The following is a 13,214-nucleotide window of genomic DNA, read 5'->3' as shown; positions in this document are numbered from 1 at the left end:
GCCGATGACAATCGGGGACTGAGCCCCGAAATCGGGGGCGGGCGGATGGCCCGCCTGGGACGGACACATTAACTCTGGAGGCGGCGGCCGCGCCGCAAGGATAAGCGATGGTGGCGTCAAGGCGCGTGTTTCTGGCGGCGTTCGGTGCAACGGCGCTTTCCCCGGCTGTCGGCTGGGCCGATACCGGCTCCACCGCCGTAACCGCGCCGGTGGAAGCGCTCAACCAGGGTTTGATCGCGGTGATGAAGGCCGGCGATCAGGCCTCCTTCCTCCAGCGGTTCCAGACGCTGGCCCCGATCGTGGACCGTGTCTTCGACCTGCCGCGAATCCTGCGCATCTCGGTGGGCGCCTATTGGAGCACCTTGCCGCCGGAGCAGCAGCAGAAGCTGCTGCAGGTCTTCCGCAGCTTCATCGTCGCGACCTACGTCGCGAATTTTCACTCCTATAACGGCGAAGTATCTTCCGTTTCCCCGACGACGCGGGCAGTGGGGGCGCAGCAGGTCGTCACCAGTGCGCTCGCCAAACCCTCCGGCGACAATCTGCGCATCGATTACGTCATGGGTCAGGCCGGTGGTGCGTGGAAAATACAAGACATCCTTCTCGATGGCACGATAAGCAGAGTAGCTGTGCAAAGATCCGACTTCGCATCGCTTCTCTCCGACGGCAATGCGAGCCGGCTCATCGCCAGCCTGCAGCAGAAGGTCTCGACCTTGTCTTCCGGGGCCATCAGTTCGTAACCGCCTGGGCGCGAGTGGTCGCGCCGTCCGCCACGCCGTTCCGGGAGCTTTCGCCGTTTTGACCCTGATCGCCGACGCAACCGCAGTTCTGGCTGCCGCCGGGCTCGTCCAGGCGGGGGCGGGGGTGGCTGCGCTCAAGCGCTTCAGCCGTCAGCCGCGGCCGGACTCCGAGCAGCGTTTGCCGGTGAGCATCCTCAAGCCCCTGAAGGGGGACGAGCCGCTGCTCGAGGCGGCGCTCGTCTCCTTCTGCACGCAGTCCTACCCGACCTATCAGATCGTCTTCGGCGTGCAGGACCGCGCGGATCCTGCGATCGCCGTGGTGGAGCGGGTGCGCCGGCTCTTCCCCGAACGCGACATCACGCTGGTGGTGGACGAGACGCAGCATGGCGGCAACCGCAAGATCGCCAACCTGATCAACATGTGGCCCGCGGCCAAGCACGATATCATCGTCATGGCCGATTCGGACGTCCATGTGCGGCCCCACTTCCTCGAACGGATGGTGGCGGCGGTCGAGACGCCGGGCGTCGGCGTGGCGACGACGCTCTATGCCGGCGTGCCCACGGGTCTCACGGCGGCCAGCGCCTTCGGTGCCGCACAGATCAACCACTTCTTCCTCGGCGGCGTGCTCATCGGCCGCATGCTGGGGCGGCAGGATTGTCTCGGCGCGGCGGTCGCGCTCCGGCGCAGCACGCTCATGCGCATCGGCGGCCTGCCGGCCCTGCTGCCGCATCTCGCCGATGATGCGGTGCTCGGACGGCTGGTGCGCGGCCTCGGCCTGCGCGTGGCCCTTGCCTCCGGCCTTGTCGTCACCACCGTGTCCGAAGACACGATGGGCGCTCTGTTCCATCACGAATTGCGCTGGGCACGCACCATCCGCGCGCTGGAGCCGGTGACCTATGCGACGACGGTCTTGCAGTTTCCGGTGCTCTGGGCGCTGCTCAGCTGGCCGCTTTCGGGCTTCGCCCTCTGGCCGATCGCCTTGGTCGCGGTGGTCTGGGGCCTGCGGGCCTGGACCATCCGCGCCGTTGCCGGGCAGCTCGGGCGCGGCGGATTCTCGGGTTGGCTGCTGCCGGCCCGCGAGGTCTTCTCTCTCGCGGTGCTGTGCACCAGTTATTTCGGCAATCGGGTCGTCTGGCGCGGCAGCAGCATGGCCGCCACCGCAGACCGGCGGCGGTTGAAAGCCGGCTCTGGCAAGCTCAGCTTCGGCAAGTTACGGTTCGGCAAGTCAAGCCGGCTCACTCGGGGTATCAATCAGTTATGATGAAGACACTTTTCCTGCAGCCCCCCTCCTTCGACGGTTTCGACGGGGGAGCCGGATCTCGCTATCAGGCCCGCCGGGAAATCAAATCCTTCTGGTACCCCACCTGGCTCGCCCAGCCCGCCGCCCTGGTTCCCGGCAGCCGCCTGATCGACGCGCCGCCTGCGCGCATGGGCATGGCGCCGATCCTGGAGGACGTGAAAAACCGCGACCTCGTCATCATCCACACCTCGACGCCCTCCTTCCAGAACGACGTGAAGGTGGCCGAGCAGCTGAAGGCCGCCAACCCGGCGGTGAAGATCGGCTTCGTCGGCGCCAAGGTGGCGGTGCAGCCAGCGGAGAGCCTGGCCGCGTCCACCGCGGTCGATTTCGTCGCCCGCAACGAGTTCGACTTCACGATCAAGGAAATCGCCGAGGGTCGTGATTGGGCGGAGGTGGACGGCATCTCCTACCGCGATGCTTCGGGCCAGATCGTCCATAACAAGGACCGCGCGATCCTGGAGGACATGGATCAGCTGCCCTTCGTCACCGACGTCTATAAGCGCGACCTGAAGATCGAGGACTATTTCATCGGCTATCTGATGCACCCGTATATCTCGATCTATACGGGCCGCGGCTGTAAGTCCCGCTGCACCTTCTGCCTGTGGCCGCAGACGGTCGGCGGCCACCGCTACCGCGTGCGCAGCCCGGAACATGTCGCCGCCGAAATCAAGCAGGCGATGAAGGACTTCCCGCAGGTCAAGGAATTCTTCTTCGACGACGACACCTTCACCGACAACCTGCCGCGCGCCGAGGAAATCGCGCGCGAACTCGGCAAGCTCGGCGTCACCTGGTCCTGCAACGCCAAGGCGAACGTGCCGCGCAAGACGCTCGAAGTGCTGAAGGCCAATGGCCTGCGCCTCCTGCTGGTCGGCTACGAGAGCGGCAACCAGCAGATCCTGCACAACATCAAGAAGGGCATGCGGGTCGAGGTGGCCGAGCAGTTCACGAAGGACTGCCACGAGCTAGGTATCAAGATCCACGGCACCTTCATCCTCGGCCTGCCGGGCGAGACGAAGGAGACGATCGAGGAGACGATCCAGTTCGCGACCCGGATCAATCCGCACACCATCCAGGTCTCGCTGGCGGCGCCCTATCCCGGCACCGCGCTCTACAAGCAGGCGCTGGAGAATGGCTGGCTGGACGCGAAGCATGCCGAGCTGATCGACGAAAGCGGCATCCAGATCGCGCCGCTGAGCTACGAACATCTGACGCACCAGGAAATCTTCGACAACGTCGAGGTCTTCTACAAGCGCTTCTACTTCCGCCGCTCGAAGATCGGCTCGATCGTCTGGGAGATGCTGGGCAGCCGGCAGATGCTGGTGCGCCGCCTGCGCGAAGGCGTGGAATTCTTCCAGTTCCTGCGCGAGCGCCACAAGATCGCGGCTTGAGTCGAACCACCGTCATCCCCGGCCTTGTGCCGGGGATTCACCCGCTTGGGCGCCCTGCCGGGTAGACCCGCGGGACAAGCCCGCGGGTGACGAGCATGAACCGCCGCGCCATCATTTCCGCCGATGATTTCGGCCTCTCGCTCGCCGTCAACGAAGGGATCGAACGAGCCCACCGCGAGGGGCTGCTCTCCACCGCCAGCCTGATGGTGGCGGGAGACGCGGCCGAGGATGCGGTGCGCCGTGCACGAGGGATGCCCGATCTGAAGGTCGGGCTGCATCTCGTCGCGATCGAAGGGCCGGCGATGCTGCCGCCCGCCGAGATCGCGGCGCTGCTGGACGGCGAAGGCCGCATCCCATCGGACCCGCTGGGCCTCGGCCTCCGCTATGCCTTCAGCCGCCGCACCCGGGCCGCGCTCACCCGTGAGATCGCGGCGCAGTTCCGGGCCTTCGCGGCGACGGGTCTGCCCCTCGACCATGCGAACGCACATAAACATATGCACATGCATCCCTTCGTTGCGGCCCGCATGGTGGCGGAGGGCAGGGTGCATGGCCTGCAGGCGATGCGCATTCCGGCCGAACCCGCCGGCGTCATGACCGCGCTTGGCGTGCCGCAGGGGCTGGGCGCGCGCGCCCTCCTCGCCTGGACCCGGCAGCTCCGCCTCCGGGCGCGCCGTGCCGGGCTCCTCGCCAACGATCATGCCTTCGGCCTCGCCTGGAGCGGCCAGATGACGGAAGAGAAGCTGCGGCGCCTTATTCCCCGCCTGCCGGCGGGTCTGTCGGAAATCTATTTCCATCCGGCCGCCGGCCGGGATGCGCTGCTCGACCGCTTCATGCCCGATTATGAGCACGAGGCGGAGCTTGCGGCCCTCGTCAGCCCGGAGGTGCGTGCCGCCCTGCAGGCGGCCGGCGTGGGTCTGACGACCTACGGCGCCGCGTCAGGCTGAGGCCGAGGCGCGCTGCAAGCGGCTGCGGCCTGGCAGGATCAGGAAGGCCGCGCCGGCCGCGAGGGCGAAGAGCAGCATGACGGCCGCGACCGCCGCCAGCCCCCAGGCAGAAAAAAGCAGCGAAACCAGCGCGCTCGAGATCGTCGCGCAGACCATCTGGAAGGAGGCGAGCACGCCGCCGGCGACACCCGCGATCTCGGGCACAGGGTCGAGCGCACCGTGGCTCGCATTGGGGGCGACGATGCCGAAGCAGAAGGTCACCAGGAAGAAGAGCCCCATGAGCAGCGGCAGCGGCAGCGGCACCGGGCCGGAGACGGTGAGGAGGGTGAGGAGGACGGCTGCCGCGATCATGCAGATGAGGCTGGCCGGCATCAGCGGCAGGTGATGCGCGCCGCGGGCACTCACCCAGCCGTTGATTGCGGCGCCGCCGACGATGCCGAGCGCGGTGCCGGCAAAGAGCAGGCCGTAGGCGGTTGGGCTGAGATGGTAGAGGCCGATCAAGACCAGCGAGGAGCCCGAGATATAGGCGAAGGCACTGCCGAAGCCGAAGCCGAAGATCAGGCAATGGCCGACCGAGCCGCGGTTGCGCAGCAGCCGCCGGTAGCCGGCGAGGACCCCGCCCTTCGGCATGGGGGCGTCGCTCCGCCGTGATTCGGCGTAGCCGAAGACGCTGGTGAGCACGACAAGGAAGGCGATCACTGCCAGAGCAGTGAAGATCATGCGCCAGCCCGTGACCGCCAGGATGAGGGCACCGAGGGTCGGCGCGATGACCGGGGCCATGTTGAGCACCATCGTCACCAGGGAAAGGCGGGTGCGCGCGGCCGCGCCGGAAAACAGATCGCGCACGATGGCGAGCGCGATGGTGATGCCTGCGCCCGCGCCTGCGCCTTCCAGCAGGCGGCCCAGCAGAAGCACGCCGATGGTGGGCGAGACGGCGCAGAGGAGGGAGGCGAGGCAGAAGAGCGCGAGGCCGACGACGAGCACCGGCTTGCGGCCGTAGCGGTCGGAGAGGGGGCCGTAGAGCAGCGGCGTCACCGCGAAGCCGGCCATGAAGAGGCTGACCGTCAGCCCGCTCATACCCGGCGTCGTCCGCAGGGTTTCGGCCATGTGCCCGAGCGCCGGCAAGGCCATGTCGGTCGCGAGCGGCGGCATCGCGGACATGGCGCCGAGCAGGATGACGAAAGCGGCGGAGTGCGGAGGGATGCGCATGGCGGCCTGACGATCACGGAGGATGCTCTATGACCGAGGGCGGCCCCGCCTGTCCATGACACGAGGGCTCCTTCCCCCTCGCAAACAATGGGTTAGCGAAACGGGACGGCCTTGCCGCCATCCCGCCCCGGCGCTTCCTCAGGCGCCGCGTTGACAGACGCGGCGGGCGGCTTAAACGTCCCCGGCTTGCCGTAGGGAGACTGACATGACGCGTGCCGCCGCCGCCGACTTGGCCCAGACGATCGATGCCCTGTGGGAGCGCCGCACCGAGATCTCCTCCAAAACCATGGGCGCCGAGCGGGATGCCGTCGAGGCCGCGCTCGCTCTGCTCGAATCGGGGGAGGCACGCGTCGCCGAGTCGAAGGAGAGTGGCTGGCAGGTCAATCAGTGGCTGAAGAAGGCGGTGCTGCTGTCCTTCCGTCTGCAGGACAGCGTGCCCATGCCGGGTGCGGGCGGCGCGCCCGTCTATGACAAGGTGCCGATGAAGTTCGAGGGCTGGGGCGAGAACCGCTTCGCCGAGGCCGGCTTCCGCGCCGTGCCGGGCGCGGTCGTCCGTCGCTCCGCCTTCATCGCCCGCAACGTCGTGCTGATGCCCTCTTTCGTGAACGTCGGCGCCTATGTCGGCGAGGGCACGATGATCGACACCTGGTCCACCGTCGGCTCCTGCGCCCAGGTGGGAAAGAACTGCCACATCTCCGGCGGCGTGGGCCTGGGCGGCGTGCTGGAGCCGCTGCAGGCCGGCCCGGTGATCATCGAGGATGATTGCTTCATCGGCGCGCGGTCGGAAGTCGCCGAAGGCTTCGTGGTGGAGCGCGGCTCCGTCGTCTCCATGGGCGTCTTCCTCGGTGCCTCCACCAAGGTGATCGACCGCGCGACCGGCGAGATCTTCCAGGGCCGCGTGCCGGCCTATTCCGTCGTTGTGCCGGGCACGCTGCCGGGCAAGCCGCTGCCTGACGGCACGCCGGGCCCCTCGCTCGCCTGCGCCGTCATCGTCAAGCGCGTGGACCAGCGCACGCGGGAGAAGACCTCCGTCAACGAATTGCTGCGCGCGTGAGCACCGCAGCCGCCCTGACCGATCCGCTGCCGCTGGCCCAGGCGCTGTTGCGCTGCGCCAGCGTGACGCCGGCGGATGGCGGGGCCATGGACGTGCTGGGCGAAGCCCTGGAGTCGCTCGGTTTCACCCTTCATCGCCTGACCTTCGGCGATACGCCGAACCTCTACGCCCGTCTCGGCACCGGCAGCCCGCATTTCTGCTTCGCGGGGCATACCGACGTCGTGCCCCCGGGGGACGGCTGGCGGCACGATCCCTTCGGCGGCGTGGTGGAGGATGGTATCCTCTACGGACGCGGGGCCTGCGACATGAAAGCGGCGATCGCGGCCTTCGTCGCGGCCGTCGCCCAGGGCAAGGAGGCGGGCCGGCTGCCTGGTTCCGTCTCGCTCCTCATCACCGGGGACGAGGAGGGGGCGGCAACGGATGGCACGGTGCGCGTCGTCGACTGGATGCGCGACCATGGCGAGGTGCCGGATTTCTGCCTGGTGGGCGAGCCGACCAACCCGCGCGTCCTCGGCGAGACGATCAAGATCGGCCGGCGCGGGAGCCTCTCCGCCTTCATCAGCGTGCCGGGCGTGCAAGGCCATGCCGCCTATCCGCATCTCGCCGACAATCCGGTGCACAAGCTGATCGCTTTGCTGAACGCCCTGGTTTTGCACCGGCTGGACGAGGGGAACCGCTGGTTCGAGCCCTCCTCGCTGCAGGTGACGAGCGTCGACGTCGGCAACCCGGCGACCAACGTCATTCCGCCGCGTGCGACCGCGAAGCTCAACATTCGCTACAATGACGGTCACACCGCCGGCAGTCTGCAAGACTGGATCGAGGCGGAGGCGGCGCGCCACGCGCCGGGTGCCAAGATCAGCTTCCAGGCCTCGGGCGATAGCTTCCTGACCGAGCTCGGACCCCGCGTCCAAGGCCTTCAGGCCGCCATTGCCCGCATCTTCCGCACCGAGCCCAAGCTCGAGACCGGGGGCGGCACCTCCGACGCGCGCTTCATTACCCATCTTTGCCCGGTTGCCGAATTCGGGCTGGTGGGGCAGAGCATGCACAAGGTGGACGAGCACACGACGGTCGCCGACCTGCGGCAACTCGCCGCCGCCTATGCCGCCATTCTTGCCGAGTTTCCCGGATGATGAGGCCTGCCATGAATGCGCGGCCCGGCCGCACCAATATCCTGCGCGGTGTCCTGCTGCTGTGCCGGGGCAAGGCGGCGGGTCTCGCAGAGATCGGCAGCGGTCCGGATGCCTTCCTGTCGAGCCTGGCGCCGATGGTCGCCTTTCCTTTGGTCGGCTGCGGGCTGATGGCATCCCAAGGGCGTCTGGTGGATGGGGCGACGGACTTCCTCGCCTCTCTCGTCGCGATCCTCGCGCCGCCGGTCCTGTCCCACGCGCTTGCGACCCGCTATGGCCACGTCGCCGGCTGGTACCGCTTCGCCACCGCCTTCAACTGGTGCCAGTGGGTGCTGCCGGTGCTGGGCGCCATCCTTGTGCTGGTGGCGGGGGCGCTGGTGCAGGCCGGGCTGCCGCTGAAGGCCGCGATCATCCTGCTGGGCAGCGTTCTGCTGGCCTATGCCTTCTGGCTGCACTGGTTCCTGGCGCGCCATGCCTTGGGCTTCGGGCGCGGGCGAGCGCTCCTCTTCATCCTGCTCGTCAATCTCGGGACCCTGGCACTGGTCGGCGGCCCGCAGGTCGCGCAAATGCTCACGCACCCTTCCACCACCACGGCGACGGCGGGATGAGCGGCGGATTCGCCTCCGCCTGCAGGAGTTTCGGCCGCGAAATTCTCGGCAGTGCGCGGGGCATCGCGCTTCTCGCCTTCGGCTACGAGGACGGCGCCCGCGCCTTCACCGGCGAGCGCGATGCGACCCGGCGCAGCTTCGTTGCCGCCCTCTTCGCCTTTCCGCTCTTCCTCGTCTTTCACTATCTCGACTGGCTCTCCGGCACTGCGCCGCGGGAGGGCGCACATGCCCTGGCGCTGGACTGCCTGACCTTCCCCATTTCCTGGGCCGGCTTCGCGCTGCTCGCCGTGCCGCTGCTGCGCAGCCTGGGGGCGGAGACCCGCTGGCTGCGCTTCATCATGGCCTGGAACTGGTGCAACCTCGCACAATACCTGCTGTTGCTCGCGACCTCGCTGCCGCTGGTGCTGCACGTTCCGCTGATGCTGGGGCAGGTGGTGGTTCTGGTCGGCTATTGCTGGGCGCTCTGGCTGGAATGGACGGTCGCGCGCCTGACGCTGCAGGTGACCCCGGTGGCCGCCGCGATGGTGGTGGCGGCGGATGTGGGATTTGGCGCCCTGGTCTCCCTCATCACCCTGCTGCCCGCCTCGTCCCTCAGCCTCTGAACGAGAAAGGGCGGCACCCTGCGGTGCCGCCCCTGGCCGGTCGGTCAGACCCAGTCGTCGTTGCCGCCGCCGCTGTCCCAGCCGCCGCCGGTATCCATGCCGCCGTCATCCTGCCAGCCGCTATCCGTGCTCTGGTCGGGCATGGTCTGCCAGCCGCTGTTGTCGGCAGCGCCGGCGCCCCAGCCGGAGGCATCACCAGCGCCGGCATCCGGCACCGTCGCCCACCCGCTCTGGTCGAAGCCGCCGGCCATCTGGTCCGCGCCATAGCTGCCGGCCGCGATCTGTTCGGCGCCGCGGTTGCTGAACAGCCCCTCGATCGCATTGAAGGCGAGCATGCCACCGGCGACGCCGGCCGCCGTGGTGAGCGCGGAGCCGAGGAAACCGCTGCCGCCGCGCATCGCCATGCCCTGCGGCCCATAGCCGTAACCCGGGGCATAGCCGGGAGGGGCCGCACCGAAGCCGGGCTGCTGCTGGGCATAGCCCGGCTGGCCATAGGGCTGCGCATAGGGGGACTGGCCATAGGGCGCCTGGCCGTAGGGCGGGCGGCCGTAACCACCCTGATTTTGCTGGTTGCCGCCGAAGAGCCGGCTGAAGAACCCGCCTTGCTGGCCCTGGCCCGGCTGACCCTGGGCGCCGGCCTGAAGCTGCTCGCGCAGCGCCGCGTTCTCCTGCTGCAGCGCCTGGATCTGCTGGGCGGCGCCTTGCAGTGCCTGCTCCTGGCCGAAGGCGAACTGCGTCATGCGGTAGCGCGCCTCAGGATACTGCTGGAACAGCGTGCTCAGATGCTGGTCCGCCTCGTAGTCCACGGGAGGCAGCGGCTGGGCCGTGGTCGCGGGCACCGAGCCCGTAGCGGGCCCTCCGGCGACCCTCTGCACGAAGCGGGAGATGATGTCGCGTTCCTCGGGGCTCATGACTATGTCCTGTTCGGGATGAGACTGGCCTAAAGATCTGGCGCTGGCGGGCGCCCTTGTCTATCGCGCGCTCGTCACCTTACCGAAAAGAGAGGTGGGGGTTAACCACGTAGGCGGCCCCTGCCGTTCAGGCACGCGTGAGCCCGAGGCGGGGCCATTCGATCGCCGGGCAGCGGTCCATGATCACCGTCAGCCCCGCGGCCTTCGCCCGCGCCGCAGCCTCGCGGTTGACGACGCCGAGCTGCATCCAGATGACCTGGGCGCCGAGGGCGATCGCGTCATCCACCACCGGCCCGACCTGATCGGAGGCGCGGAAGATGTCGACGATCTCGAGCGGCCCGGCTTCGGCGAGCGAGCCCACCACAATCTGGCCGTGGATCGTCTGCCCGGCCAAGCCGGGATTGATCGGCGTCACCGCGAAGCCGTGGCGGAGCAGGAAGCCCATGACGCCGTGCGAGGGGCGTTCCGGCTTGGCGGAGGCGCCGACGAGGGCGATGCGCCGATAGCCGGTGAGGACGGACCGGATGGTCTCGTCGCTGATGGCAAGAGGATCGGGCGTCGAAGACTGCAGGGTCATGATACCTCGCACATGCGCAAGAGGAGCCGTCTGAACAAGGGGAGGGGCGCGAAGATGCCTCTCCTTGGGGCCGAGCAGGCCACCGCAAACGGGCAGTTTTGCGGCAGCACGGAGGCGACGGAGCCAAGGCTCTTGGGCCCTTTCGCGCATGTGGTATCCCCTTACCACATACCCCAAAGCTTGACCGTGACAGGCCGAGCCTTCATAAGCCGCGCACTCTGAAAGGAACTGAGTGACCAGGATGAAGACAACCCTCTCGCTGAAGCCCGCCGAGGCTCAGAAGAACTGGGTGCTCATCGACGCGGAAGGGCTGGTGTTGGGCCGCCTTGCGGTCGTGATCGCCAACCGTCTGCGCGGCAAGCACAAGCCCCAGTTCACCCCGCATGTCGACTGTGGTGACAACGTCATCGTCGTCAACGCTCGCAAGGTGCGGGTGACGGGCAAGAAGGCCGAACAGTCGGTCTTCTACTACCACACCGGCTATCCGGGTGGCATCAAGGGCCGCACCGTCGGCCAGCGCCTCGCTTCCAATCACCCGGAGCGGGTGATCCAGAAGGCGGTCGAGCGCATGATCACGCGCGGCCCGCTGCAGCGCCAGCAGATGCGCCACCTCTACGTGTACGCCGATGAGACCCATCCGCATGACGGCCAGCAGCCGACGGTGCTTGATGTCGGCGCGCTCAACGCCAAGAATCGGAGGGCCTGATCATGTCCGAGACCCAGACCCGCACCCTCGCCGATCTCGCGACGGCGCCGATCGCGACCAGCGCCGATGCGGCCCCGGTTCGCGCCGAGCCGAAGCGCGATGCCTTCGGCCGTTCCTATGCGACCGGCCGTCGTAAGGACGCGGTCGCCCGCGTGTGGATCAAGCCCGGCAAGGGCGAGATTTCGATCAACGGCAAGAAGGCGGCCCAGTATTTTGCGCGCCCGGTGCTGCGCATGCTGATCACCCAGCCCTTCCTGGTGGCCGATCGCTACAACCAGTTCGACGTCGTCTGCACCGTGACGGGCGGCGGCCTGTCTGGCCAGGCGGGCGCGGTGCGCCACGGCATCAGCCGCGCGCTGACCTATTACGAGCCGGAACTGCGTGGCATCCTGAAGGTCGCGGGCTTCTTGACCCGTGACAGCCGCACGGTTGAACGTAAGAAGTACGGCAAGGCCAAGGCCCGCCGCAGCTTCCAGTTCAGCAAGCGTTGACGACCATGTCGGCATCCACCCTCGCCGAGATGGTCACCATCAAGGGGGGAACGGTGCCGACGATCTTCATCGATGGGGAGGCCGGCACCACCGGCCTCCTCATTCGCGAGCGGCTCGCGGATTTCGCGGGCGTCTCGCTGCTCAGCATCGCGCCCGACGACCGGAAGGATCCGGCTGCCCGCCAAGCGCTGATGCGGGACGCCGATCTCGTCATCCTCTGCCTGCCCGATGCCGCGTCGCGCGAGGCGGCGGCGCTCGCCGCCGAGCTTGGCGATGCCGCGCCCCGACTGCTCGACGCCAGCAGCGCCTTTCGGACGGCGCCGGGCTGGACCTACGGCTTTCCTGAACTCGCGCCCGGCCGAGCGGACGCGATTCGCCGTGCGCCGCGCGTCTCCAATCCCGGCTGCTATGCCACCGGCGCCATCGCACTGCTTCGCCCGCTGGTCGATGCCGGGCTGATCCCGGCCGATTTCCCGCTCACCATCAATGCAGTCAGCGGCTATTCCGGCGGCGGCCGCCAGATGATCGAGGCGCATGAAGCCGCTGGCGGCCCGCCCTTCGAACTCTATGCCCTGGGGCTGGAGCACAAGCATGTGCCGGAAATCCAGACGCAGTCGGGTCTGACCTGCCGGCCGCTCTTCGTGCCCTCCGTCGGTCATTTCGCCCGCGGCATGCTGGTTTCGCTGCCGCTGCACCTCGCGCGCCTTCCGGGCCGGCCCACGCTCCGCGACCTGACGGCGGCGCTGACCGCGCATTATGCCGATGCCGCAGAGATCACCGTCTCCGCCGAGCCGCTGGCCCGGCTGGAACCGGAGGGGCTGAACGGCACCAATGCCATGTCCCTGCACGTCTTCGGGCAGGAGGAGCACGGCCAGGCCCTGCTCGTCGCTCGGCTCGACAATCTCGGCAAAGGCGCCTCCGGGGCTGCGGTGCAGAACCTCAAGCTCATGCTCGGCTTGCCAGCATGAGCGGAGCGGGGCCGACGATCCTCGATTTCGAGGGCAAGCGCCCCGTAATCGACTCCTCGGCCTGGATCGCGCCGACCGCCGCCATTATCGGCGACGTCACCATCGGTGCGCAGTCCTCCGTCTGGTTTCACTGCGTGCTGCGCGGCGATACCAACTTCATTCGCATCGGCGCGCGTACCAACGTGCAGGACGGGTCGATTCTGCATGTCAATCGCGAGACCTTTCCCTGCATCCTGGGGGACGACGTGACGGTGGGGCACGGCGCCATCATCCACGCCTGCACGGTAGAGAACGGCGCCTTCATCGGCATGGGCGCAACGATCCTGGATGGTGCGGTGGTGGAGGAGGGCGGCGTGCTGGCGGCTGGCGCCTTGCTCACCCCGGGCAAGCGGCTCGGCCGCCGGGAACTCTGGGCCGGGTCGCCCGCGCGTTTCGTCCGTGTGATCGGGGACGAAGAGCAGGGACGTTTTTCTGCGACAACTGCGCACTATATCGAGCTCTCGGCGCGGCATCGCGGTTGAAGAAATTGGTTTCGCATGCATCCGGAGCCAGGATCTGCGCGTAACGCTGTTGTCACTCGAACAGAAGGCGT

15 protein-coding genes are annotated in these 13,214 nt (G+C 68.0%); 12 read left to right on the top strand and 3 right to left on the bottom strand.

The window, feature by feature from the left end:
- The first annotated feature begins 107 nt into the window (after positions 1–107).
- From ACYQ6W_RS02285 to hpnK, 4 genes are all read left to right on the top strand, one after another.
- A complete protein-coding gene (locus ACYQ6W_RS02285) occupies positions 108–737 on the top strand; it encodes an ABC transporter substrate-binding protein (RefSeq protein ID WP_459673319.1) in 630 nt (209 codons plus the stop codon).
- Positions 738–795: 58 nt separating this feature from the next.
- The gene (gene hpnI / locus ACYQ6W_RS02280) at positions 796–1,998 is read left to right on the top strand and encodes a bacteriohopanetetrol glucosamine biosynthesis glycosyltransferase HpnI (RefSeq protein ID WP_459673318.1); all 1,203 of its coding nucleotides are present in this window, start codon (positions 796–798) and stop codon (positions 1,996–1,998) included.
- Positions 1,995–3,425 carry a hopanoid biosynthesis associated radical SAM protein HpnJ gene (gene hpnJ, locus ACYQ6W_RS02275; RefSeq protein WP_459673317.1) on the top strand — a complete coding sequence of 477 codons (1,431 nt, stop codon included), beginning with the start codon at positions 1,995–1,997 and terminating at the stop codon, positions 3,423–3,425. The genes hpnI and hpnJ overlap by 4 nt, the downstream gene beginning before the upstream one ends.
- Before the next feature lie 95 nt (positions 3,426–3,520).
- The gene (gene hpnK / locus ACYQ6W_RS02270; RefSeq protein WP_459673315.1) at positions 3,521–4,369 is read left to right on the top strand and encodes a hopanoid biosynthesis-associated protein HpnK; all 849 of its coding nucleotides are present in this window, start codon (positions 3,521–3,523) and stop codon (positions 4,367–4,369) included.
- Here the strand turns inward: hpnK and ACYQ6W_RS02265 are convergent.
- Positions 4,361–5,578, bottom strand: coding sequence for a multidrug effflux MFS transporter (locus tag ACYQ6W_RS02265; protein WP_459673313.1), 1,218 nt, complete (start codon positions 5,576–5,578; stop codon positions 4,361–4,363). The two genes, hpnK and ACYQ6W_RS02265, sit on opposite strands and share 9 nt — an antisense overlap.
- Positions 5,579–5,783: 205 nt before the next feature.
- Here ACYQ6W_RS02265 and dapD point away from each other — a divergent pair, with 205 nt between their 5' ends.
- From dapD to ACYQ6W_RS02245, 4 genes are read left to right on the top strand one after another with little or no spacing between them, the layout of a single operon-like run.
- Positions 5,784–6,632: a 2,3,4,5-tetrahydropyridine-2,6-dicarboxylate N-succinyltransferase gene (dapD, locus tag ACYQ6W_RS02260; RefSeq protein ID WP_459673312.1), complete on the top strand. Its 849-nt coding sequence runs from the start codon at positions 5,784–5,786 to the stop codon at positions 6,630–6,632.
- Positions 6,629–7,762 carry a succinyl-diaminopimelate desuccinylase gene (gene dapE / locus ACYQ6W_RS02255; RefSeq protein WP_459673310.1) on the top strand — a complete coding sequence of 378 codons (1,134 nt, stop codon included), beginning with the start codon at positions 6,629–6,631 and terminating at the stop codon, positions 7,760–7,762. Before dapD ends, dapE begins: the two co-directional genes overlap by 4 nt.
- A gap of 11 nt (positions 7,763–7,773) precedes the next feature.
- Positions 7,774–8,367 carry a hypothetical protein gene (locus ACYQ6W_RS02250; protein WP_459673309.1) on the top strand — a complete coding sequence of 198 codons (594 nt, stop codon included), beginning with the start codon at positions 7,774–7,776 and terminating at the stop codon, positions 8,365–8,367.
- The gene (locus tag ACYQ6W_RS02245; RefSeq protein ID WP_459673308.1) at positions 8,364–8,969 is read left to right on the top strand and encodes a hypothetical protein; all 606 of its coding nucleotides are present in this window, start codon (positions 8,364–8,366) and stop codon (positions 8,967–8,969) included. Before ACYQ6W_RS02250 ends, ACYQ6W_RS02245 begins: the two co-directional genes overlap by 4 nt.
- A gap of 44 nt (positions 8,970–9,013) precedes the next feature.
- Here ACYQ6W_RS02245 and ACYQ6W_RS02240 read toward each other — a convergent pair whose 3' ends face one another.
- Together ACYQ6W_RS02240 and ACYQ6W_RS02235 are read right to left on the bottom strand one after the other, a co-directional pair.
- Positions 9,014–9,880, bottom strand: coding sequence for a DUF2076 domain-containing protein (locus ACYQ6W_RS02240; protein ID WP_459673306.1), 867 nt, complete (start codon positions 9,878–9,880; stop codon positions 9,014–9,016).
- A 127-nt stretch (positions 9,881–10,007) separates the two neighbouring features.
- Complete coding sequence (locus ACYQ6W_RS02235; RefSeq protein ID WP_459673305.1) at positions 10,008–10,457, bottom strand: CoA-binding protein; 450 nt, start codon at positions 10,455–10,457, stop codon at positions 10,008–10,010.
- Between the two features lie 241 nt (positions 10,458–10,698).
- On the opposite strand from ACYQ6W_RS02235, the gene rplM reads away from it, so the two are divergent.
- From rplM to ACYQ6W_RS02215, 4 genes are read left to right on the top strand one after another with little or no spacing between them, the layout of a single operon-like run.
- On the top strand, positions 10,699–11,163 hold the full coding sequence (gene rplM, locus ACYQ6W_RS02230; RefSeq protein WP_459673303.1) for a 50S ribosomal protein L13: 465 nt from the start codon (positions 10,699–10,701) through the stop codon (positions 11,161–11,163).
- 2 nt (positions 11,164–11,165) lie between these two features.
- On the top strand, positions 11,166–11,654 hold the full coding sequence (gene rpsI / locus ACYQ6W_RS02225) for a 30S ribosomal protein S9 (protein WP_459673302.1): 489 nt from the start codon (positions 11,166–11,168) through the stop codon (positions 11,652–11,654).
- A gap of 5 nt (positions 11,655–11,659) precedes the next feature.
- Positions 11,660–12,622: an N-acetyl-gamma-glutamyl-phosphate reductase gene (gene argC / locus ACYQ6W_RS02220; RefSeq protein WP_459673301.1), complete on the top strand. Its 963-nt coding sequence runs from the start codon at positions 11,660–11,662 to the stop codon at positions 12,620–12,622.
- A complete protein-coding gene (locus tag ACYQ6W_RS02215; RefSeq protein ID WP_459673300.1) occupies positions 12,619–13,143 on the top strand; it encodes a gamma carbonic anhydrase family protein in 525 nt (174 codons plus the stop codon). The genes argC and ACYQ6W_RS02215 overlap by 4 nt, the downstream gene beginning before the upstream one ends.
- Positions 13,144–13,214 lie beyond the last annotated feature (71 nt).

The organism is Acidisoma sp. 7E03 (assembly GCF_054665075.1).
Note: the sequence above shows the minus strand (reverse complement) of the source record. Positions and strands in the feature narration are given on the sequence as shown.

Excerpts from the sequence above, each read along its gene's own strand:
- ACYQ6W_RS02285 (WP_459673319.1), top strand. The coding sequence starts at position 108 with ATGGTGGCGTCAAGGCGCGTGTTTCTGGCGGCGTTCGGTGCAACGGCG.
- hpnJ (WP_459673317.1), top strand. The coding sequence starts at position 1,995 with ATGATGAAGACACTTTTCCTGCAGCCCCCCTCCTTCGACGGTTTCGAC.
- hpnK (WP_459673315.1), top strand. The coding sequence starts at position 3,521 with ATGAACCGCCGCGCCATCATTTCCGCCGATGATTTCGGCCTCTCGCTC.
- ACYQ6W_RS02265 (WP_459673313.1), bottom strand. The coding sequence starts at position 5,578 with ATGCGCATCCCTCCGCACTCCGCCGCTTTCGTCATCCTGCTCGGCGCC.
- dapD (WP_459673312.1), top strand. The coding sequence starts at position 5,784 with ATGACGCGTGCCGCCGCCGCCGACTTGGCCCAGACGATCGATGCCCTG.
- ACYQ6W_RS02250 (WP_459673309.1), top strand. The coding sequence starts at position 7,774 with ATGAATGCGCGGCCCGGCCGCACCAATATCCTGCGCGGTGTCCTGCTG.
- ACYQ6W_RS02245 (WP_459673308.1), top strand. The coding sequence starts at position 8,364 with ATGAGCGGCGGATTCGCCTCCGCCTGCAGGAGTTTCGGCCGCGAAATT.
- ACYQ6W_RS02240 (WP_459673306.1), bottom strand. The coding sequence starts at position 9,880 with ATGAGCCCCGAGGAACGCGACATCATCTCCCGCTTCGTGCAGAGGGTC.
- ACYQ6W_RS02235 (WP_459673305.1), bottom strand. The coding sequence starts at position 10,457 with ATGACCCTGCAGTCTTCGACGCCCGATCCTCTTGCCATCAGCGACGAG.
- rplM (WP_459673303.1), top strand. The coding sequence starts at position 10,699 with ATGAAGACAACCCTCTCGCTGAAGCCCGCCGAGGCTCAGAAGAACTGG.
- rpsI (WP_459673302.1), top strand. The coding sequence starts at position 11,166 with ATGTCCGAGACCCAGACCCGCACCCTCGCCGATCTCGCGACGGCGCCG.
- argC (WP_459673301.1), top strand. The coding sequence starts at position 11,660 with ATGTCGGCATCCACCCTCGCCGAGATGGTCACCATCAAGGGGGGAACG.
- ACYQ6W_RS02215 (WP_459673300.1), top strand. The coding sequence starts at position 12,619 with ATGAGCGGAGCGGGGCCGACGATCCTCGATTTCGAGGGCAAGCGCCCC.